The sequence below is a fragment of the Cupriavidus sp. Met-2 genome, from assembly GCF_049843575.1.
In the GTDB taxonomy this organism is placed as follows: Bacteria; Pseudomonadota; Gammaproteobacteria; order Burkholderiales; family Burkholderiaceae; genus Cupriavidus; species Cupriavidus metallidurans.
Genome location: NZ_JBBHZL010000011.1, coordinates 1 through 21,356, shown reverse-complemented (window position 1 = coordinate 21,356; position 21,356 = coordinate 1). Strand labels below are relative to the sequence as shown.

Sequence of the window (21,356 nt, the reverse complement as noted above, 5' to 3'; positions counted from 1 at the left end):
CTACTGAACGCTGGAGGCGAGTTCGAAGATCGGCATGTACATCAGCACGACAATGCCGCCGATCACGACGCCGATGAAAATCATCATCACCGGCTCGATCAACCGCGATATCAGGTCGATGGCGCGCGAGACATGCGACTCCTGGAATCCGGCGATCTTGTCCAGCACCGGGCCGAGGCCACCGGTCTTCTCCGCGACGGTCAGCAAACGAGAAGTGATGGCATTGGCCAATCCACACTGCTGGAAGGCTTCCGAAATCTTCCTGCCGCTGCGTACCGCGTGCAGTGCCGTGCTCAGCGCGGCGCGATCGGATTGGCTCACGAGCCCTTGCGACAGCTCGAAGGCGTGTACCGCGGGAATCCCTCCTTCCACCAGCATCGCCGACGTTCGGAAGAATTGGGATTGGCGATAGATACGGAAATGCGGCCCGATGCCAGGCAGCGCAAGCAGCCGGTCGGCCAGCAGATCGCGTATGGACTGACGCTGTAGCGCAACGATGCCGGCCAGAAGCAGCATGGCGAATGTCAATGCGATGGCTGAGCCGTGCCGGTGCACCGCGCCGCCCCACATCATCAACCAGCGCGACATCAACGGCAGTTCGCGGCCGCTGTGCTCGAGCAGCGCGGCGAACCGTGGCACCACGAACGCCAGCAGGAACAGGACTACCGCCATCCCCACCACCAGCAGAACCGACGGATAGATGGCTGCAGAGATCACGCGCGCGCGCAACGCCTGCAGCGTGGCACTGTTGCGTGAGTAGCGCCGCAGGCTGTCCGCGAGACCACCGGTCTGTTCGCTGGCCTTGACGCAGGCGATCAGCACATCGGGAAACACGTTCGCGGCGTTCACCATGGCTGCGGATAGCGAATGGCCTTCCTCAAGCTGCCGGAGCAGATTCCCGTAGACACGTGCCGACGCCTCCCTGCGATCGTTGCCGCCCAGCGTGCGCAAGGCGTCGATCACGCCAACACCGGCATCGAGCAGTGCGGCAAGCTCCCGCGCGAACAGTTCCACGTCGAACCGCACACCCGGCAGCACGCGCCATCCGCGGAGACTGTTCGTGGTCGTGACGGTGGAACGGACGGATGCCACGCGCAGGCCTCGGGATTCCGCCTGCGTCACCACATTGGCAGCGGACTCGCCGTCCAGATAGATGGTCTTGACCCGGCCACCGCTGTCGAACACGCACAACATGTAGGTCACCGTCGTTCTCCACGTCAGGCCGGCGGGCCGGCCCCTCACGCTTTCACCACGAAGTAATGTCTGAGTTCTCTCCCGTCCCTCCCGGCTGTCCGTCCTTGCCAAACGACATGAGGTCGTAGTCGCCATGCTCCCCCGGCGACCTGTACTGATAGGGCCGATCCCATGGGTCCAGCGGCACACGCTTCTGCAGATAGGGGCCATTCCAGCGCGGCGCGTTCTGGGGCCGCGTGACCAGCGCGTCGAGACGCTCCTCGGTAGTGGGGTATGCCCCCACGTCGAGGCGATATGCGTCCAGCGCCTTGCTCAACGAGTCGACCTGCGCCTTGGCCACGTTGGTGTTCGACTTGCCGATCTGTTCGAAGTAGCGCGGCGCCACCAGCCCGGCCAGCAAGCCGATGATGACCATGACGACAAGCAACTCGAGCAACGTGAACCCTGGCGGGCATCCCACCGCCAGCCGATATGGGCGATGATCCGGGAAGCGGCGCGTTACCCATCGCCATCGGCGCTGCGCCAGCCGCTTCGGTTGCGTGTCGATACGCATGGCAAATCCCTTCCTCCTGGTGGAGAGCTGCGATCCAACCTGGGGCCTTAGTGACATTCTTGGATACAGGGCGGGTGCCAAGTAGTAGGGAGGTCCGCCTTTAGGCATGGGTAGAGACCCTCCTTCTTCCTCCGACGGGCCGCTTTCATGGCATTGCATTTTTCACGCGCCTAGAATGATCACAAACGATACAAGGCACGCATCGGGAGTGCCGGCCCGTCGCAGTCGGGAACACAGGCCCGCGTGGTCCGGGCCACCATGGCGCGCCTTTCATCGGAACGTGGGAATCGCGCGAATCTGTATCGGAGGGCCAATGGAAGACAAGCCATCCCATGGAGCCGAGCCCCTGAAGTTGCGTGACGTCACGGATGCGATGCGCCGGATGAGCGCGGCCATCGAAACGGGTCACCGGTGCTTTCGTGCCATTACCGACGGACGAGGCACGGCGCTCGCAGTTCTGGCGCCTGACGGGTACTTCGTATCTGTCAACCATGGCGCCGCCAGATTGCTCGGCTACACCTGCGCGGAGCTGATCGGCCGGTCACTGGCCGACATGGCAGACGACGGCGATCGCGCATGGATCGTGGATTGCCTGGCCGCGAGCATCTCCTGCACCCTCCGCTCGTTCAATGTCGTGCTGCATGGCCGTGACAATCGAGCAGCCAGTGTCCTGCTGCATTTTCAGCCGGTGATGGATGGCAGGGGCAACTGCAGCGCGGTGCTTGTCATCTTCGAGGAGCCTGTCGTGCTGCAGCAGGGGCTGGTGGATGCCCTGATGCGGTCGGAAGCGGATTTCCGGCGTCTGTACACGCACCTGCTGACCGGTCAGGAACACGAGCGCAAGCGCCTGTCTTCAGAGCTTCACGACGGCCTTGGGCAGGCGCTGACGCTGGTCAAGCTGATGGTGGAGGATGCGCTTGGGCGGATGCGCCATGGCAGCGCCGAGCAGGCGGAGTCGCTGCTCGAAACCACGCTGCTACGCATCAGGGAAACCATCGGCGAGGTCCGGCACATCTGCAATGACCTGCGCCCACGGCTGCTGGACGATCTGGGCCTGGTGCCGGCGCTGGAGGCGCTGTGCAAGCAGACGCAGCAATGCACCGGCAATCTGCTGGTGGTCTTCGACTGTCGCATCGTTGAAAACGAGGTGCCCGACAACCTCAAGGCGGACATTTTCCGGATTGCCCAGGAGGCGATCAACAACATCATCAAGCACGCGCTGGCCACGGAGATCAACATCGTCCTGCGCCGCGCCGCGAAGGAGATTCTGCTGACGATTCAGGACAATGGCATTGGCTTCGACGATCTATCCAGCTCACCCGACGGCCCGACATTCTCCGGCCTTGGTCTTCTGGGCATGCGCGAGCGGGTCGAATCGAACGGAGGGAGCTTTGCGCTGACGTCAGGCCAAGGTAGCGGAACCCTGGTCAGCGCTGCATGGAGGGTCTGATCGGGCAGACCCTCCCGCTACCCTGTCACTCGTTCCGCAGTCATGGGGAAGCCTCACCATCCGAACCGGCGGCGTGCCCCTCGTCCAGCATCTGCCGGCGTACTGCGGGAAGTGGTACGGCATCCAGCCCGTCATGGTTCGTCACGGATGGATGATTGTCGTCGCAATACTTCCGCGCCAACGATGTGATCAGCCCCATGCTGATGGCGATCAGCACCAGTTCCGTCAGGTTGGTGATGCCGAGCTTGCGCATCAAACTCGCCCGATACTTCTCGATCGTCTTCGGGCTGAGATTCATGTAGATGCCGACTTGCCGGTTCGAGCGCCCTTCGGCCACCAGCTTGAGAACGCTGCGCTCCCGTGCCGTCAGCAGGTCCCATCCGGTCTTGGCGGTCGACATTTCATGGCCGCTGACGTAGGACTCCACAAGATTACCGTAGAGCTCCGGGCTCAGATGTTTCTTGCCCAGCAGGACGACGCGCATCGCGGTCACCAGATCATCGAAGGAGGTGTCTTTCAGTACATAGCCGTCGACGCCTGCCCGCAATGCCTCGCGCACATATTCGTCGTTCTGGTGCACCGAAAGCGCAATGATCCGAATACCAGGAGATCGGCGCTTGATTGCTGCAATGGCATCGATACCGTTCATGCCGGGGAGCGAAAGATCCATCAATATCAGATCCGGGCACAGCGAGATTGCCAATTGGCAGGCCTCCCGACCATCTCTTGCCTCCCCCGCCACGTGATATCCCATTTGCGCGGACAGCATCGAACGCAAACCCGCGCGCAGAAGATTATGGTCTTCCACGATCAGCACACTGCAGTTGTTATTCATTTGCGCCTCCCACTTCGAACTACGCGGAAGTGCGAGCGGCATCCACATTGAAAACGTGTCCGAGGCGACACGTATTTCAACGCGGGGGCAGCATGAATCAGCCTGTCAGGTGGTGATACTGCCTGGGACAGATCGGGCCCGCGGAGGCCCGCCCGACAATGCTTGGGGCAGTCACGAACCGAACTGGAATCCCTTGCTGGCTCACAGGATTCCGCGCTGTCCAGGTGCCCGGCGCGCGTCACAAAGGACGCGGCCTCCCCCGAATTCAGGGGTACATTGCGTGCTTCGACTTCTGTCCGCTTGAGGCAGCGGCGCCCTCCCGGTCCGGCTTTCCATGTCTTGGTCATGGTGACGCCGCGCGTTCTCCTTCCCTGCGTGAAGATTAGGAGAGAAACACCAGAAAAGATACCGATCTGAGGAATGAATAATGCATTTTTCATTAGACATTCAGTGTTATTTTGAATGTCCGAAGAAAATACATTAATGGAAAATTAAGAAGCGAGGAAAACCGCTTAATTATAAGTCGATTGTGGATATATCAATGATTATGAGGCGATATATACCACCATATATGTCGCGCAGCTTGCAGCACTCTGGTATCCGGTCCGCCTAACAGCCAAGCTGACCACGCTGATTCACGATGGCCTGGCGGTTGGCCTTGAGCTGCGCCATGTTGTCCCAGGCGTTGCCCTGACGCATGGCGAGGTCGTTCTGGCGGAGCTGATTGAACAGCATGGTGCAACCGGAGCGGCGATTGTTCTCCGCGGTGATCGTCATCTGTTGTTCACGGGCGCTGGCCTGCTGCAACTGCCTGGCTTCGACGTCGTGGCGACGGAGGTAGGCTTCCTCCTGCTGCCGGGTGACCGCCGTCTTGCCGATGATCGAGAGCGTGCCGCCTGGCTCGCCGGCATTGCGGTAGCCGGTCGGGCACGTCACGCCATCGTCGAGATAGAGAACCTTGTGGTCTGGGCCATCGCACCGGGTCGCCGCGAACGCGGTCATCGCATTCGTGGCGCAAAGCAGGACAGCCAGCAGGACAGCGTTCCGTGCATTCATGGTGAATTGGCCTCGTTGATCGGACGGACAGGACAGGTAAGGCAAGCGACGGGCCGCTGCTTATGCCTTGCCCAGCCGGGTAATCAACGCGGCGTGACGTGGATGGGATGACGCCAGCCGCGCCAGTTCATCGCGGTCCGCCAGCTCGAACTCGCTGAACTCGAATCCCGGCGCCACCGTGCAACCGGCCAGGGCATAGCCGGCCGCGCCCACCACGGGTTCCGCGGCAAACCAGCAGCCGGCCGGCACCACCGCCTGGAAGACGGTCCCTGGCTGGAACAGCGGATTACCCAACCGGTGCGTGGTGAACGCGCCGTCAGGTGCCAGCACGTGGACATTGAGCACATCGCCCGCGTAAAAGTGCCATGCTTCGTCGGACTGGATGCGGTGCCAAGCCGAATAGGCGCCATCGCACAGCAGGTAGTAGATGGCCGTGGATGCAGAGCGCTCGGCTCCGTCGGCCACGCGTGTGATACGCGCGGGGTCCCGGTAGGTCTCGCGGTAATAGCCGCCTTCCGGGTGCGGGACCAGGGACAGTTCGTCGATCAGGCGTTGCTGCGGTGAGCGCGTAGGCATGACTTGTTTCCGGGGCTGCAGGGGCTGCGGGGGGCTGGTGTGTGGATCGGATGACTGACACGCCACCTTACCCGAAAGCCAGGCATGACAGAATGTCGGCCGATGGCGGCATGGCCCCGGCATTGCAGGATTCGCCAAGACGACCCGGCACGTGGCGGGTTAGGCTCCCGGACAATGCGGACCATTCCGCGGACCATTCCGGCCCAAGAAATGCCATCCCGAGGCTCCACCAAGGCCCTACCCGATTCGAACCGATGTCGCGCCCCTTCCCCGCCTGGCTCCCGGCCATGGCTTTCGTCCTGATCTGGTCCACCGGCTTCATCGTCGGCAAGGCCGTCGTTCCGGTCGCCGACGCCAACCTGTTCCTGCTGGCCCGCTTCACGCTGGCCGCGCTGATGTTTGCCCTGGCGGCGATGGCCAGCGGCGTCACGTGGCCTGCGCTCAAGCAGGTGCCACGCCATCTGCTGGCCGGCGCGCTGATGCAGGGCATCTACCTGTGCGCGGGCTACGGCGCGGTGGCGCATGGACTGTCTCCTTCGATCATGGCGCTGCTTGGCGCCTTGCAGCCGCTGCTGACCGCCCTGCTTGCGATCCCGCTACTGAAGGAGCAACCTTCGTCCCGTACCTGGCGCGGCCTTGGGCTCGGCGCGTTGGGCGTCGGGCTGGTGGTGCTTCCGGCCATGCAGGCTGGCACGCCGCAGACCGTGTCGCCATGGATCATACTGACGGGCGTGCTCGCCATTCTCTCCATCACGATGGGAACCCTCCTCCAGAAAACCTCGATCGCCCGTGCGGATATCCGCGCTAGCTCGGCCTGGCAGAATGTCGGCGCCATGCTTGTGGCCGGGGTGCTGGTCTGCGCCACGGGCGGGATCGGCGCATTGCGCTGGGAAACCGGCCCGACGCTGTGGGCATCGCTGGCCTGGGCTGCGTTCGTGCTGTCTGGGATCGGCACCTGGCTGCTGCTCAGCCTGGTGCGCCGTGGTCAGGCCGCCAATGCGGCGGCGCTGATGTTCCTGGCTCCACCACTTGCCGCCGTGCAGGCCGCGCTATTGTTCGGCGACCGGCTCGCCCCGCTCCAGTGGCTCGGCATGGCCGTGGCCGGTATTGGCGTGTGGCTCTGTCAGACGCAGGGCAACCCCCGACATGCCCAAGCTCGTTGAACACGCCTCGCCGTTGGTCGAGCCGCGCCGTTATTCGCCGCGGCCCTTCGGTCATGCGCATGACTACCATCAGTTGCTGTTCGGCGTGGACGGGGCCATCGAGCTCCAAATTGACGGCCATGCGTACCGCGTCGATGGCCAACACGGCCTGGTGGTGCCTGCGGGCGCCCACCATGTCTGCGCGGGCCTGACCGAAAACCTCCAGCTCGTGGCGGACTTTCCCGCCAGTTCCGTCGCCCTGCCTGCGCGGCTAATGGAGAACCCGCGTGCCTTCGCCATGGATGCCAGCTTCGCTGCCCGCGTCCGCGCGTTGGCGACGCATCGCCCGTCTGGCGACCTGCCACTCCAGCACGCGTGGCATTGCGCAACGGCGCTCGCGGGCAATCTGGCATCGGCGCTGGGTCTCGATGCGGCCCGTAACGATGCCACGCATTTTCCGGCAATGGCCATCGATGCATGGCTGCGCGCCAATCTCGCGTCGCCGTTGCGGGTAGACCAGCTTGCCGCGCGCATGGGCTGGGGCGCGCGTCGGTTCCACACGCTGTTTTGCGAGGCGTTTGGCGATACCCCGCACGGCTATCAGACACGGCTGCGGCTGGACCAGGCCGTGCAATGGTTGATGGCCGGTACGATGCCGCTCGCCGATATCGCCTATGGCGTTGGCTATCCCGATCAGACCACCTTCACACGCGCATTCGCCCGTCGGTTCGGCAAGCCGCCCGGTACGTGGCGGGCCGCCGCGCTGGCCTGATCTGCAGATTTCTCCCGCCGCGCGTATGATGCGCGCGTGTTCGAGCCAGCGAACCAGCGAACCAAAACGGGGAGACAACCATGAAGACAACGATCACGACGGTCGGGCTCAAGCGCCTCGCCGTTGCCACGCTATTCGCCTGCGGGATAGTCCATGCGCAATCGACGGTGCCGGTGATGCAACCCACCGAAGGCGATTTCGAAGCACGCGACTTCCACTTCCAGAGCGGCCAGACGCTGCCGACCGTCAAGCTTCACTACGCGACACTGGGCACGCCCACTCGCGGCGCCGACGGCAAAATCAACAACGCCGTGCTTCTGCTCCACGGCACTACCGGCACCGGACGCGCGTACCTGACGCCGCTGATGCAGAAGGAACTGTTCGCGGCGGGACAGCCGCTCGACGCCTCGCGTTACTACATCATCATGCCCGACGGCATCGGCCGAGGCGGATCGAGCAAGCCCAGCGACGCCCTGCGCGCGAACTTTCCGCGCTATGGCTACAACGATGTGGTGGAAGGCCACTACCGCCTGCTGACCGAGGGACTCAAAGTCGATCACCTGCGGTTGATACTGGGCACGTCGATGGGCGGCATGCAGACGTGGGTCTGGGGTGAACGGCATCCGGACATGATGGATGCGCTGATGCCGATCGCCAGCCAGCCCGTGGCGATGTCGGGCCGCAACTGGTTGTGGCGCCGGATGCTGATCGACGCGATCCGGAATGACCCGGAATGGAATGGTGGCAACTACACGCGGCAGCCCACGCACTGGACCCGCACCACGCCGGTATTCGCCCTGATGACGCAAAGCGCAGCCACGTTGCAGAAGGCCGCCCCTACGCGCGACCAGGTCAACCAGTACGTCGACAAGACCGTGGCGGACAGCCGCGGCGTGGACGCCAATGACTACCTGTACTGGTTCGAATCATCATGGGACTACAACCCCGAGCCGGATCTGGGCATGATCCGCGCGCCGCTTTACGCGGTGAACTTCGCCGACGACATGATCAACGCGGTGGACCTCGGCGTCATGCAACGCACCGTGCCGAAGGTACGGCAAGGCAAGTACGTGGAGATGCCGGAGAGCGTGAACACATATGGGCATCAGACGTTGCAACACCCCGAGGTCTGGAAGCCGTATCTCGTTGAACTGCTGAAGTCGCTACCCGCGCAAAAGTAGCGCCACGTTCGCCCGTCCCGCCCGTGCGGCCGAGTGCCGCACTGCAACGTGCGAGGCGTGGCGAGCGCCTGCGCAGCAAGCCCGGCACGCTTTGTCGCGGGGCCGCAATACGGGTATTTCGCTAGGCTTCAACGCTAGATCGCGCCTGCCCCGCTGCCTATACTGACTTCGCACCGTACACAGCATCACGCTGTCTACGAGTGTGCCCGATAACACTAGCGGGCAGGCTCTGGCGGCCCAGGGAGGATGCCACGGATGATCATGTCCATTCGGCCTGCCATTGAAGAGGAAAGTGAAGATGGACATGCCCAGCGAACAGTTCCTTGCAATCCAGGAAACCCGCCGCTTGGGGCTCCGGGCATTGCGCGCGGCGCTGCTCCAGGTTCACAAGGAAGTCATCGGTTATGACCGTGGCCAGTACGAGCGGCTGCACGGTCCGATTCCAGCCGGCCAGTTCGTGCAACTCGTGACCGAGGAATCCTTCTTCCGCTGGCTCGATCCGCTATCGAGACTGATCATCGAGATCGACGAAGAACTCGATGGTGAAGAACATCACGACGAAACCTGCCGGGCCGTGGCCGCCGCCGCGCAGAAGCTGTTCAGCGAACGTGGCGACGCGGACTTCCGCAAGCGCTATCAGGAAGCGCTGCAGGATGAAGCCGCGGTCACCGTCGCGCACGGCCGGCTGATGTCCGTCATCGGGCAATTGCGCCAGTTGCCCTAAATTGCCCTGGTTGCCCTGGTTGCCTGGCCACTTTCGCTAACGCTCGCAGACGCCTTCCAATCACCCTTTTCCGCCCGGCCCCTTGTGGGCCGGTTCGTGCGGCACAGGATGCACCGCGATCGGATCACTGGCCGGAAATGTCTCGAGCAAGGCCTCGTCGAGTTCCTGCTCGACCTTCTGATCATGCGACTCGCGTGCCTTTCTTGAAGCAGGTGTGAGAGATTTGGTGGAATCCAGTTTGCTCATAGCATCGGCTCCTTGAAAAGTGCTGGTGATGCGTGTCAGCGATGTCCGCCTCCGCGGCCACCACCGCTCCGTCCGCCCCTACCACCGCCCCCCCATCCCGGCATTCCACCTGCGCCCTGGTAGCCGGGGTACCCGCGATACCCAGGATAGCCCGGCGATCCACGGTAGCCGTAGTAGCCACCGCGATACCCATACCAGCCGTGCCCGTAGTATCCACGGTACCCATGCCCATACCATCCGTAGCGGTGGTAGTAAGAGGTGTGACAGCAGCCATACCAGAAGCTGCCGAAGAATACGCCACCAGTGTACGCCGGCCAGTAAGCGGGCCAGTATGGATAACCGCCGCCATACGCGTACGGGTAGCCGTACCAATAGGGATACGCGTAGTCATATTCGTAGCCCGGGTACCCACCGTAGACAGAACCAAGGTCGCCCAGCGGATAGTTGGGGTCATATCCGTACGGACTGTCATAGCCGGGATACGTCGCGCAGCCGCCCAGCATCGTTGCCGCGGTCACTGCCGCCAGGACCCACCCGTGGGCGCCCCTCATCACAACCTCCTGTCGATACCCGGTCGGAATTGACTTCCGACAGTCACTTAGACAATAGCTGCATCGAGAAGTCCAAATTTCGGAATCTTCCGATTCTCATATGAGAATCGTCTTCTTACACTGCCTCTCGCCCGTGCAATACGGGCGACCCACCCGGTTTCAGGGCCGACCCCTCCCCCTGAGACTCAGGCTTCACGATGCCACGCGGTCCCCGTCCCGTGGCATCTTTTTTTCACAGGCCCTTCTCCACCAGGTCGAGCAGTCGTTGGCCGAGCACTCCCGCCTGCTCCCTTGCCCGGCCGCGCAGCGGCCCGTCGATGAGCAGGATCGCCAGGCCATGTACGGCCGACCACGCAAGGTACTCCGCACCCGGACGTCGTTCGACTGGCAGCAGGCCTGCCTCTACCCAGCGATCCAGTGCGGCGCCAAGCAGTTCGAACGGGTTCAGTCCGCTATTGCCGGCTTTTGCCGGATCGGAATCTTCCTCCACATCGTCGGGAACCGAGAATGCGGTGCGAAACAGCCCTGTCTCACCCAAGGCAAAGCGCAGGTAGCCCGCGCCTACCGCCCGCAGGCTGGCTCGCGCGCGCTCGGCTGGCGCGGCATCGGAAGGAATCGTCGCCAACTCCGCTTCCATCGCTATCGCCAGGCTGGACAGCGCGTGCGCGCGCACTGCCTGCAAAAGATCCTGCCGGTTCGCGAAGTGCCGGTATGCCGCATTCGGCACCACGCCCGCTCGGCGTGTCGCCTCGCGCAGGACAATGGCATCGGGCCCGCCCTGCCGTGCCAGATCGATGCCCGCTTCGAGCAGGGCCCGGCGCAGGTCACCATGGCGATAAGTGGTGCGTGTGGGCGGTGTGGGCGGTGTGGGCGCGGCGGTTCGATTCATGCTAGCTCCCATGCGGACAACGTCCAGGGCAACGAATAACAATAGTAGACAGTGTACACAAACACTTCCAGCGCCGTTCGTCCGCGCTGTTCGCGTATTTCCCGCGTCACTAAAGGATGGGAGCGAAAAGCTTGGCCACGTGCATCGCCACGCGCAGGATGGCGGGCGCGCCAAGGAAGTCCTCGCGGTCGATCTGACGGGCCTGCGCGAAATCGGCTTCCAGCATCTCGGCCACGCTGGCCGCGAATGCCGGGTGAGCCGTCATGACCATCATCTCGAAGTTGAGCCGGAACGAGCGATTGTCCAGATTCGCGGTGCCGACAGCCGCCGCGTCGTCGTCGATCAGGATGACCTTCTGGTGCAGGAAGCCCGGCTGGTAGCGGAACACCTTCACGCCGGCGCAGACGGCCTGGTGGGCATAGATCGTCGACGCCCCATAGACCACGTAATGGTCCGGCCGGGCCGGTATCAGGATGCGCACGTCCACACCACGCAGCACTGCCAGCCGTAGCATCGCGGAAACGGCTTCGTCGGGCACGAAGTATGGCGACGTAATCCAGATCCGCTTGCGCGCGGCCTGGATCGCCTCGACGAAGAACAGCGAGCATGTCTCCTGCGCATCCGCCGGCCCGGATGGCACGATCTGGCACACCATGTCGCCGAAACGCCTCGGCGGTGGCAGCAACAGGTAGGGCACCTCGTGCGCGGCCCAGTACCAGTCCTCGGCGAACGTCATCTGCAGCTCGAGCACCACCGCGCCGCGAATCTCGATATGGGTATCCCGCCAGGGCGCGAGTGGTGGCCGGCGACCGAGGTACTCGTTGCCGACGTTATGACCCCCGACAAAGGCGCGCTCGCCATCGACGATGACCAGCTTGCGGTGATTGCGGAAGTTGAGCTGGAAGCGATTGACAAAGCCGGGATGCGTGGCGAATGAGCGCACGTGGACGCCGGCTTCCTCCAGCGCACGCAGGTAGGCCCGGCCTAGCGCGTGACAGCCGATGCTGTCGTATAGGAAATAGACCCTGACCCCCGCCTTGGCACGCGCGCACAGGCGGCGTTGCAGTTCGAGTCCAAGCTCATCATCATGAACGATGAAGAACTGGACCACCACGACCTGCGTGGCGGCATCGATCGCGGCGAAGATCGCCTGGAAGGTCGCCTCGCCGTTGACCAGCAGCCGCACGTCGTTATTACCCAGGCATGGCATGCCAGTCAGACGCGGCAATGCGCGCATGCATTCCTGGTCGGGGTTCATCACCAGGCAGGCGCTGAGCGAATCCAGCTCCTGGGTACTCATGTTCTGGCGGATCTCGCGCAGACGGTGATTGTTGAAGCGCCGCGCATTGACGTATCCCGCGAAGCGGCTTCGTCCAAAGATCAGATAGGGGATCAGCGAGAAGTACGGCATCATGACCAGCGATCCAGCCCAGGCTATGGCCCCGGGCGCAGTGCGTACGGTCATAACGGCGTGCAGCGCCGCAATCACGCCCAGCACGTGAAGAGACACGACGATCGCTGCAATCACACTAGGGGTCAACATAGGCAGCCGGGGCCGGACGGGATGGACGCTATTCTGGCACAGCACATCACTTCCAACATCCCCAAGCCTCGCACCCGAATCCATGCTGCTTAATTTTTAGGCAGTCCGATGCGCTCCCATGACCCGGCGCGACTGGCGGAGGCGCCGACGCAGTTATCCACACAATCTGTGGATAAGCGACACCACGCACGCGTCGCCGGCCGGACGCCCGATTTCGTTTCATTCCGACGTCAACGCCATCCATTTAAGGAAACACCGATTGTTCGCCCTGCCAACGCTGGCTACGCTGCAACGCGTTTACTTCGCTTTCCAGAGAATGTCGCATGAATGCCCGAACGAACATCGCGCTGCTTGCAAACAGCTCGTCACCCCTGCATCCGCTGCAGGAACTCCTTGCCGTCGCCGGCTACCAATGCAACGTCTTTCACGCCGGGCGTGACCTGATTCAAGGGCTCGGCCATGACACCTACGAGATGCTCCTGATCGACCGTGAGCTGGCCGACATCTCCGCCATCGACGTGATTCGCACCGTCCGGGCGGTGCGCAACCGCGACGTGCCAATCGTGATCTTTGCCAGCGAGAACAATGACGACGACCTCGTCGAGGCCCTTGATGCCGGCGCCGACGACTACGTGCTTCGCCCGCTGGCCGCGCGTGTGCTGCTGGCCCGCATCGCCGCATTGCGCCGGCGCATGAGCGGCACGCGCTTGCGCGGAGCCATGCCGTTGCGCGCCGGGCCATACGAGCTGAGCAACCCCGGTCGCTACGCCACGCTCAATGGCGGCCGGATTCCGATGACGCCCAAGGAGTTCGACCTGGCCATGCTGATGTTCGCCAACGCGGGCCGCATTCTGGCCAGCCGCCGCATCGAGCACACAATCTGGGGACATGACTTGCCGCCCTACTCCCGCGCGCTGGCCGGACTGGTATCGCGAATGCGTCGTACCCTGAACCTGTGCGCGGAGAACGGCGTCACGGTCAGCGTCGTCTATGCCCAGGGGTATCGGCTGGACATCCTCGATCAAGCTGCGCGCCACGAATTGTCCGCTGCCGCTCGCGCGGCCTCCGCGTCATCGACCCCTGCGCGGATGTTCAAATTGCTTTCGTAAGACCGCCTGAAAATCCAGATCTAGATATCGAGCGCGCCGCGCGCAGCCAGTTCGGCGATATCGACCCGCGCAACGCCTGATGGCGCGCGCTTGGCGCTGCGCTTGGCCACCGCCGAGGCCGCGCCGATATGCTGACTGCATAGCCGCAGCGTCGCCATTGCTTCCGCACCGACACTGACCACGCCGGCGGCCATCGTTACCGGCACGAAAAACGCCGGATTGCCGAACCGGTCCTCGCCGTGAATACCGCCAGCAGCACGATCCGTCGACGAGTACGACATCAGTGCCGCATCGTTGAAGCGTGCGATGGCGTCCCGGATACGTACCTCCCAATCGTCCCCCTGGTACAACACCAGGAAGTCGTCGCCGCCGACATGTCCAAGGAAGTCGCGCGCGGGGTCACAAGCCTGCGCCAGAATCGCGGCCGCGCCCTTCAGCATTTCGTCGCCCTTCCAGTAGCCGTAGCGATCGTTGAATGGCTTGAACTGGTTGAGGTCGACGTAGCACGCATGGAACGCGCTGCCAGCTGCGATGAGTCGGTCGACGTGCTGGTTCAGCAGGATGTTTCCGGGCAGGAACGTCAGCGGATTCGCATAACGTGCCGCCTCCATGCGTACCTCGGTGGTGGCGCGTAGCAAATCGGCCACGGTGCCAAGACCCACGTATCTGCCTTGATCAGTGATCACGAAACCATCGGCCAGCACATGCGATTGCTCGCCCGCGAAGAGTTCGGCCATATCCTCCAGACTGGTGCGGCGGTCGAAGCAAACTGGCGCCGGATTGGCGATCGTGATGCAGGCCTTCCTGCCATAGAGTTCCCGATGAAATGGCGTGGCGTAGCGGTCGATCAGGATTTGCCGGTTCATCATCGCCACCGGCCGCATGGCCTCGTCCACCACCGCCATGGCGTGCAGATCGGGCTGGCTGTGAAACCGCGCCAGGACGTCGTTATTGGAGGTAGTCGGATGAATCGTGGGCGCGGGGCGCAGGAGTTGCCCGGCTGTCATGCCCGACCACCCCGAGCGCAAGGCTTGGGGAAACACCGCGATCTGACGCGAGGCCAGCACAGCTCGCACCTCCAGCGACGCTTGCCGTTCAGGCTGCGCCACTGGCCTCCCCAAAAAGTAGCCCTGGCCCGCGAAAACACCAAGATCCCGCACCATGGCCAGTTCCTCGGCCCGCTCGATGCCTTCTGCGATCACGTGCCCACCGAATGCTCCCATCATGCGTAGCATCCCGCGCAGTATCTCCAGCCGGCGCGAGCACGTGCCTATCCCGCGCACGAGCGACTTGTCCAGCTTGATGAACTGCGGCGACAGATCGGCCAGCATGTCGAGATTGGCATGTCCCGAGCCGAAATCGTCCAGAGCGTAATGCACGCCGAGCTCGCCGAGCAACGCCATGGCCTGGCCAAAGGTCTGGGCATTGCCGATGGCAGTCTGCTCCGTGATCTCGATGACGACCCGGGATGGTGCGATAGCCGCCGCTCCGCCGACAATGCCATCGGCCCCCAGCAACGCGGCCATGGCGTGTCCACGCCCGACCAGAAGATGGCGCAGCGTCAATGGACTGAAGTTCAGGAACAGCTTGCCGGGCAGGTTCAGCGACGACCACGCATCGAGCGCGGTACGGGCTGCCGCCACTTCAAGCGCCACGGTTGTCCCATTTGCCTGCGCGCGTCGGAACAAGGCGTCAGGCATCTCGTGCAACGATGCGGCCGGGCCGCGAATCAACGCCTCATGACCAAGAATGTCCCCATTGCCCAGCGACACGATAGGCTGGAATACCGCCTGCAGCGAAGGCAGGCACACAGCCTCTCGGGCCGTGGCCAACGAGGAGGCGACGGTCAGCATGACATGCGGATAAGGGTTGAATGGCAGGTTATCGGCCGGGAGGCCGTGATGCCACGAGGCGGCTTTCGGCGCGAACGATAAATGGAGCGTCCGCCATTTCATGACAGCAATGTGTCGCCAGTATGACGACGTCACCCATTCAGGGGGTGTCACGTTATCGTCACATTCATGCACGACGATCGCGCTGCACCGCAGCACGACCGACGCCCCGCACTCTCCAGGGAATGACCGAGAGGCCGGCATGCCGCAGCGCATCGGGTCATGGAATGACGGGGTCGCGGCCCCGAAGGAGTGTTTCTCGTGTTGCAAGCCATCAAGCTGGGTCTGCCTGGACTGGGAGGCAAATCCCTGTGGCAAGGACTGGCGCGCCTGCCGCTGGTCATGCGGCTGTCAGCGGCATTCGTGCTGATCTACGCCTTCGGCGCGGCCGTCGGACTCACCGGCATCATCAATCTGGTTCATTTGAAGCAGGATACGGACACGCTCTACCAGCGCGACATGCGCGGCGCGATCTCCGCCGAGCGTGCTCAGGCGGCGCTGGCCACGCTGGGCCGCGCCCAGCTGTCGCTGACGTTGGCCACCAGCACCGCGGAGCGCGACACCGCCGCGTCGGAGATCGCCCAGGCGCTGCGTCGGCTCGACCAGGCCGTTGACGGCGTCCGCTCGGCCGCCCCGCAGCAAGCCGACGCGCTGCAGAAAGAGCGCGCGACTGCCGGCGAACTGATGAACAACTTCGTGGCCCTGATCGGCAAGCAGCCGCTCGACGCCCTGCAATTCGATTCATCGGTCTCGGTCGACGGACACTTCGTCGGCGAACAACTGCAGAAGCTCGCCGGCCTGATCGAACAGACACGGTCCACGCTGGATCAACAAGCTGCGGACACGGTTGCCGGCGTGGCCGCCGCGCAAGTCACCGCCCAGACCGTGATGGCGGTACTGCTCGTCGCCAGTTTCATTGCCGCCGCCGCGCTGGCCTGGATCGCTGCACGTAGCCTGACACGCGAACTCGGCGGCGAACCGCGCGACGCCGCGGCCGTTGCGAATCGCATCGCCAATGGCGACCTGACCGCCCGGATCGCCGTGGGCGCGCATGATCAAGGCAGCCTGCTCTACTTCCTGGCCGGCATGCGCGATCAATTGGCCGGCGTGCTCGCGCGCATTCAGCAATGCGCGCATGAAATCTCCAGTGCCAGCGACGGCATCGCAAACGGCAACCGCGAACTGGCTGCACGCACGGGCACGCAGGCTTCAGCGCTTGCCGAGGCTGCAGGGAACGTGGCGCGCCTGACCGAACTGGTCCAGCAGGCGCACGCACAGGCCCGACAGTCGAGCGACATGGCCAGCCGCGCGCGCGAAGCCACCACTACAGGCATGGCGTCGGTGCGCGACATGAGCGGCGCCATGGCGAACGTTCACGCGCAGTCGCGCAACATCTCCGAGATCGTCACGGTGATCGAAGGGATTGCCTTCCAGACCAATATCCTGGCGCTGAATGCAGCGGTGGAAGCCGCTCGCGCGGGCGCTGCGGGACGTGGTTTCGCCGTTGTCGCGCAGGAAGTCCGCGCGTTGGCCCAGCGTAGCGCCACGGCTGCGCGCGAAATCGGCGGCATTGTCGGCGACGCGGCGAAAGAGATCGCACGCGGTGCGGACCTCAGCACGCGCGTGGTGGGCGCCATGGAAGGCATCGATGTCGCGGTCAATCACAGCCACACCCTTGCCGAAGAACTGCGCCTGCTGGCCGACGAACAGGCGGCCGGCATCGGGCACGTCGCCGATGCGCTGACACGGCTCGAGCAGACCAGCGCCCAGAACGGCACGCTCGTGGAGGCGGTGTCCGGCCAGGCGGCGCAACTCGACCAACAGGCCGCAGCGCTGGAGGCAGACGTCGCGCGCTTCCGCTTCTGAGGTTTCGCACCGCCGCAATACCTTGCCCTGAGGGTGCAGAACGCCGGGGCAAGGCTTCAGTTTTCGCATTTGTCGTCCGTAAATGGCAACACGCCTATTGACCGACGCAGAACGCCCCGCGAGCATGGCCCTCGGGCCGAAGGCATTGCGTCATTGGCCAAGGAAATGCCTCCGCGGAGACAAGCGAATGCTACGCAAAGCCGTACAGGACGACAGCAGCTTTCTGGAAGACTTCGAGAACGCCGGGCGCGATTGGGCGCCCCGGCTCAAGCCTTGCGGCACCTGCCACGCCTGCGAGCAGCCGGTCAGGCGAGCCGAACTGTTTTGCGGCATCACGTGCCAGTACTCGTTTGAGCATTTCGAAATGCAATTGCTGCGCAAGCGCTGAACGCCCTTCCCCTCGTTTGTAATGCATCAAATGTTTCACATCCGCGAACATTTCCTTTCAAATTCCTGTCAACCGACCCGCCAAACCACTCGTTGAGGCGTGCATCGGGTCTGTATCCGCGCGTCGACATTGTCGAGACAATGCGGACTGCAGCCGGGCAGTGTGTCTGCACGAAACAACTGATATCAAGCGCTAACCGGCATTTACGAGTTGTGTGGCCAAGTTACACGGCTGTTGCACTTGAGCACAATTTGTGTAGCCCATCGCACCCTAAAGCCAGATACGCTTGATTCAACTTAACCGCTTAACTGCGACTGACAAACACAGGAATCCCATGTCTGAACGCCTCATCATGCTGGACGTCCCCGGCGTCCTGTATTCGGACCGCTCCGCTACCCGCCTGGGCGGCACGCCAAACACGGGAACCCTGCGAGACGTCAGGTACTTCGACCCCATCGCCCTCGGCTACCTGCGCCGCCTGTTCGGCATTGCCGGCGCCCGCGTCGTGGTCTCGGACGCCTGGCGCCGTGGCACCCCGGCCGCCATCTTCCAGCAGCTGGATCTGCAGGTCGAAGGCATGACGCCGCCAGTGGCAGGCGGACACGGCGCGGAGATCGACGCCTGGTTCGCGCAACACCCGGCGCCGGGCGCATGGGTCATCATCTCGACCACTGCCCCCGAGTCCCTGACCGACGAGCAGCGCGCACACCTGGTACAGGTGAACCCGGCCGAAGGTCTGACCGTCGACATCTTCCGCAAGGCGCTCGACATCCTCGGTGTGGCCTGCCCTTCCACCATCACGCCGGATTCGCGCGTCGACCCGGATCTCAAGGCCAAGCTGCGCCATCTGCAGCAATTGGCACGCGAGGCACCGGAGCGCTTTATGCCGGCGCCCGCCGCCGCCGAGGCCCGCGAGCGCGCCATGGCGGTCGCGGTGGCCAGCCTGACTGGCAAGCAGCTCGAATCGGGTGCCATTCACGCTTGATTCAGGGCTGACTCAGCACTGACGCTCAATCGGTCCCGCAGCAAGAGAAAAAGGGCCGCAAGCAATTGCGGCCCTTTTTTCATTGGCTTTCAGCCTCGCGCGCCATCAGCGCAATCAGCGCCATCAGCGCAATCTCGGCGCAACCTCAACGCGCAATCAGCTTCACGCTCGGGAAATCCACTGGCACGTTGAACACCACGTTGACGTAGTTCGTGAACAGGTTCAACGCGACGTGTGCCAGGATCTCGACAATCTCTTCGTCGCTGAAACCGACCTGGCGCAGCGATGCCACTTCGGTCTCGCTAATCTGCCCGCGCGCTTCCACCACCTTCACCGCGAACGCCAGCGCGGCGGCCGTCTTGGGTTCGTTCGACAGACCTGCCTGGGCTGCGGCCATCTCCTCGGCCGATGCGCCCGCCTTGCGGCCCAGCGCGGTATGCGCGGCCAGACAGTATTCACAGCGATTGCGGTCGGCAACGGCTACGGCGATCTTCTCGCCCAGTTGCGCTGAGATCGTGCCACCACCGAGCGCGCCGAAGCTGCCCCACATCGACTGCAGCGCGGCCGGCGAGTTGGCCACGGCGCGGAACATATTGGGTACGACGCCGAACGCGGTCTGGATCTGTTCGATGGCAGTCACGCTTGCGGCCGGAGCAGTGCGTTGGTCTACGAGGGGAACACGTGCGGTCATGATGAAGCTCCTTTCTGGATGATAAGTGGAGTGGTACTGGGAACCGGACGGGCCGTGCCGTCCATGGGCTCCACTATGCCGCCGGGCGCAACACGATCGGATACCATACGTCCACGAAACATACCAATTCATCCATCAAGATGTCCCACCCGATCGAATCCACTCCTGACCGCCTCTCCGGCTTGCTGGAGCGCTTCCGCGTTCGCGCCCACCTGTTCCATACCGGGGCGCTCTGCGGGATCAGCCGGTTCGATGTGAAGGAACGCGGATTCCTGCACGTGCTGCGCGAAGGCCATCTGACGCTCTCGCACTCGGCCCGTGGCCTGCCTCGGCGCATGGAAATCCGCGAGCCGTCCCTGCTGTTCTATCCGCGGCACGTCGTCCACACCTTCCACAATCCGCCGATCGAAGGCTCGCAGTTCACCTGCGCCACGCTCGAGTTCGCCGGAGGTGCAATGAACCCGGTTGCGAGGGCCCTGCCCCCGCTGATCGTGTTGCCGCTGGCGCGGGTCGAGGGGCTGGATGCCGCGCTATCGCTGCTGTTCGCCGAGACCGGGCGTGTCCGCTGCGGCCAGCGGCTGCTGGCAGACCGCTTGTTCGAGGTCGTGCTGATCCAGCTACTGCGCTGGATGCTCGATCATCCGGCCGATGCAGGCATCCAGGCGGGCCTGATTACCGGGCTTTCCGATCCGCGACTGGCCCGCGCACTGGTGGCGATGCACGAAGCCCCTGGCGAGACCTGGAACCTGGACCGCATGGCGTCCTGCGCCGGCATGTCGCGCAGCGCATTCGCCTCCGCCTTCCGCGAAATCGTGGGACAAACGCCAGCCGACTACCTGGCCGGCTGGCGTATCAGCCTTGCACAGGCCCGGCTGCGTGATGGCGTACCGATCAAGCTGCTGGCCAACGAACTTGGGTATGCCAACCCCTCTGCGCTGTCGCGTGTTTTCGCGGCCAAAGTTGGCAAATCGCCACGGGAATGGCTGCAGACGCAAGCCTCCGAGCACTAGATTCAGTCGTTTAATTCTGCAATGCAGAATTATGATTCCGCGCTGCGGTTGACAATTGCCGAGTATCGGTGGGACGATGCGACTCATCGAATACCGGTGAGTCATCAACACCGGACGCCTTACCCGGAGACATCATGCGTAGTACCGCAGTACCCGCGAACCGTTCTGGTCTCGCGTCCTTCCCCCTTTTCGCAAGACCACGCCTGCTCGCAGGCACCACCATCCAGGCGAAGCTGCACGTGCAACTTGCCACGGGCAAAGAGTGAGCACGCCATGGAAGATGTGATCGAAATGGCGGAGATCGCCGCCGCACCCAAGGAAAGCAAACGCAAGGAAGACCGCCATTTCGTGACCGCGCTGGCGCGTGGTCTGGATGTGCTGGCGTGCTTTCGTGCATTCGACAGCGAACTTGGCAATGCCGAACTCGCCAAGCGCTGTGGCCTGCCAAAATCGACGATCTCGCGCCTGACCCACACGCTGACCGAACTTGGCTACCTCCAGGCCCTGACGGACCCCGTTCGTTACCGCCTGGGCAGTTCCGCACTGGCGCTGGCGCCCGCCGCGCAGCAGGGCGCAGAGGTCCTGGCGGTGGCGCGGCCCTACATGCAGGAATTGGCGGATTTGTCGCAAGGCGTCGCCTCGCTGATCGTGCGCGACCGCGGACGTATGCTGGTATTCGAGAACTGCCAGTCCGAGACCTACC

Annotated in this window: 22 protein-coding genes; 11 read left to right on the top strand and 11 right to left on the bottom strand. The window is 63.5% G+C overall.

From position 1 onward, the window contains the following. Both WD006_RS21605 and gspG read right to left on the bottom strand, forming a co-directional pair. Entirely contained in the window at positions 1-1,203 is a 1,203-nt protein-coding gene (locus WD006_RS21605) for a type II secretion system F family protein (RefSeq protein ID WP_029306322.1), read from the bottom strand. A 43-nt stretch (positions 1,204-1,246) separates the two neighbouring features. Beyond that, on the bottom strand, positions 1,247-1,747 hold the full coding sequence (gene gspG, locus WD006_RS21600) for a type II secretion system major pseudopilin GspG (protein ID WP_011519146.1): 501 nt from the start codon (positions 1,745-1,747) through the stop codon (positions 1,247-1,249). Between the two features lie 313 nt (positions 1,748-2,060). Between gspG and WD006_RS21595 the strand changes: the two genes are divergently transcribed. Further along, complete coding sequence (locus WD006_RS21595) at positions 2,061-3,197, top strand: histidine kinase (RefSeq protein WP_029306323.1); 1,137 nt, start codon at positions 2,061-2,063, stop codon at positions 3,195-3,197. A 40-nt stretch (positions 3,198-3,237) separates the two neighbouring features. Here WD006_RS21595 and WD006_RS21590 read toward each other — a convergent pair whose 3' ends face one another. The 3 genes from WD006_RS21590 to WD006_RS21580 all read right to left on the bottom strand — a co-directional run bounded on the left by WD006_RS21590 (position 3,238) and on the right by WD006_RS21580 (position 5,664). Further along, the gene (locus WD006_RS21590) at positions 3,238-4,032 is read right to left on the bottom strand and encodes a response regulator (RefSeq protein WP_029306324.1); all 795 of its coding nucleotides are present in this window, start codon (positions 4,030-4,032) and stop codon (positions 3,238-3,240) included. Between the two features lie 609 nt (positions 4,033-4,641). Continuing rightward, positions 4,642-5,088, bottom strand: coding sequence for a hypothetical protein (locus WD006_RS21585; protein WP_029306325.1), 447 nt, complete (start codon positions 5,086-5,088; stop codon positions 4,642-4,644). Between the two features lie 60 nt (positions 5,089-5,148). Further along, complete coding sequence (locus WD006_RS21580; protein WP_029306326.1) at positions 5,149-5,664, bottom strand: cupin domain-containing protein; 516 nt, start codon at positions 5,662-5,664, stop codon at positions 5,149-5,151. Positions 5,665-5,918: 254 nt separating this feature from the next. On the opposite strand from WD006_RS21580, the gene WD006_RS21575 reads away from it, so the two are divergent. The 4 genes from WD006_RS21575 (at position 5,919) to WD006_RS21560 (ending at position 9,483) form a co-directional block, all read left to right on the top strand. Continuing rightward, a complete protein-coding gene (locus WD006_RS21575; protein WP_011519152.1) occupies positions 5,919-6,827 on the top strand; it encodes a DMT family transporter in 909 nt (302 codons plus the stop codon). Then, positions 6,811-7,578 carry a helix-turn-helix transcriptional regulator gene (locus tag WD006_RS21570; RefSeq protein ID WP_029306327.1) on the top strand — a complete coding sequence of 256 codons (768 nt, stop codon included), beginning with the start codon at positions 6,811-6,813 and terminating at the stop codon, positions 7,576-7,578. The genes WD006_RS21575 and WD006_RS21570 overlap by 17 nt, the downstream gene beginning before the upstream one ends. An 80-nt stretch (positions 7,579-7,658) precedes the next feature. Then, positions 7,659-8,759: an alpha/beta fold hydrolase gene (locus WD006_RS21565; protein ID WP_029306328.1), complete on the top strand. Its 1,101-nt coding sequence runs from the start codon at positions 7,659-7,661 to the stop codon at positions 8,757-8,759. Positions 8,760-9,057: 298 nt separating this feature from the next. After that, positions 9,058-9,483: a hypothetical protein gene (locus WD006_RS21560; RefSeq protein ID WP_011519155.1), complete on the top strand. Its 426-nt coding sequence runs from the start codon at positions 9,058-9,060 to the stop codon at positions 9,481-9,483. A 60-nt stretch (positions 9,484-9,543) separates the two neighbouring features. Here WD006_RS21560 and WD006_RS21555 read toward each other — a convergent pair whose 3' ends face one another. The 4 genes from WD006_RS21555 to cls all read right to left on the bottom strand — a co-directional run bounded on the left by WD006_RS21555 (position 9,544) and on the right by cls (position 12,712). Beyond that, positions 9,544-9,729, bottom strand: coding sequence for a hypothetical protein (locus WD006_RS21555; RefSeq protein ID WP_080711332.1), 186 nt, complete (start codon positions 9,727-9,729; stop codon positions 9,544-9,546). Positions 9,730-9,764: 35 nt separating this feature from the next. After that, on the bottom strand, positions 9,765-10,280 hold the full coding sequence (locus WD006_RS21550) for a hypothetical protein (protein WP_080711333.1): 516 nt from the start codon (positions 10,278-10,280) through the stop codon (positions 9,765-9,767). Between the two features lie 232 nt (positions 10,281-10,512). Then, on the bottom strand, positions 10,513-11,169 hold the full coding sequence (locus WD006_RS21545; RefSeq protein WP_029306330.1) for a TetR/AcrR family transcriptional regulator: 657 nt from the start codon (positions 11,167-11,169) through the stop codon (positions 10,513-10,515). A gap of 109 nt (positions 11,170-11,278) precedes the next feature. Next, a complete protein-coding gene (gene cls / locus WD006_RS21540; protein WP_029306331.1) occupies positions 11,279-12,712 on the bottom strand; it encodes a cardiolipin synthase in 1,434 nt (477 codons plus the stop codon). 323 nt (positions 12,713-13,035) lie between these two features. Between cls and WD006_RS21535 the strand changes: the two genes are divergently transcribed. After that, positions 13,036-13,821 carry a response regulator transcription factor gene (locus WD006_RS21535; RefSeq protein WP_011519160.1) on the top strand — a complete coding sequence of 262 codons (786 nt, stop codon included), beginning with the start codon at positions 13,036-13,038 and terminating at the stop codon, positions 13,819-13,821. A gap of 20 nt (positions 13,822-13,841) precedes the next feature. Here WD006_RS21535 and WD006_RS21530 read toward each other — a convergent pair whose 3' ends face one another. Then, positions 13,842-15,674, bottom strand: a complete 1,833-nt coding sequence (locus WD006_RS21530) for a phosphodiesterase (protein ID WP_051722925.1) — start codon at positions 15,672-15,674, stop codon at positions 13,842-13,844. A 300-nt stretch (positions 15,675-15,974) separates the two neighbouring features. Between WD006_RS21530 and WD006_RS21525 the strand changes: the two genes are divergently transcribed. The 3 genes from WD006_RS21525 to WD006_RS21515 all read left to right on the top strand — a co-directional run bounded on the left by WD006_RS21525 (position 15,975) and on the right by WD006_RS21515 (position 18,952). Beyond that, positions 15,975-17,579, top strand: coding sequence for a methyl-accepting chemotaxis protein (locus WD006_RS21525; protein WP_011519162.1), 1,605 nt, complete (start codon positions 15,975-15,977; stop codon positions 17,577-17,579). A 187-nt stretch (positions 17,580-17,766) separates the two neighbouring features. Then, complete coding sequence (locus WD006_RS21520) at positions 17,767-17,967, top strand: hypothetical protein (RefSeq protein WP_008651314.1); 201 nt, start codon at positions 17,767-17,769, stop codon at positions 17,965-17,967. Between the two features lie 334 nt (positions 17,968-18,301). Beyond that, on the top strand, positions 18,302-18,952 hold the full coding sequence (locus WD006_RS21515) for an HAD domain-containing protein (protein WP_029306333.1): 651 nt from the start codon (positions 18,302-18,304) through the stop codon (positions 18,950-18,952). Positions 18,953-19,097: 145 nt separating this feature from the next. Here the strand turns inward: WD006_RS21515 and WD006_RS21510 are convergent, their stop codons facing one another. Further along, entirely contained in the window at positions 19,098-19,643 is a 546-nt protein-coding gene (locus WD006_RS21510) for a carboxymuconolactone decarboxylase family protein (protein WP_029306334.1), read from the bottom strand. A 140-nt stretch (positions 19,644-19,783) separates the two neighbouring features. Here WD006_RS21510 and WD006_RS21505 point away from each other — a divergent pair, with 140 nt between their 5' ends. Both WD006_RS21505 and WD006_RS21500 read left to right on the top strand, forming a co-directional pair. Then, positions 19,784-20,653 (top strand): AraC family transcriptional regulator, encoded by an 870-nt coding sequence (locus WD006_RS21505; RefSeq protein WP_011519167.1) that lies wholly within the window; start codon positions 19,784-19,786, stop codon positions 20,651-20,653. Between the two features lie 273 nt (positions 20,654-20,926). Continuing rightward, the coding region (locus tag WD006_RS21500; RefSeq protein WP_425648279.1) for a helix-turn-helix domain-containing protein at positions 20,927-21,356 on the top strand (430 nt) is incomplete at its 3' end.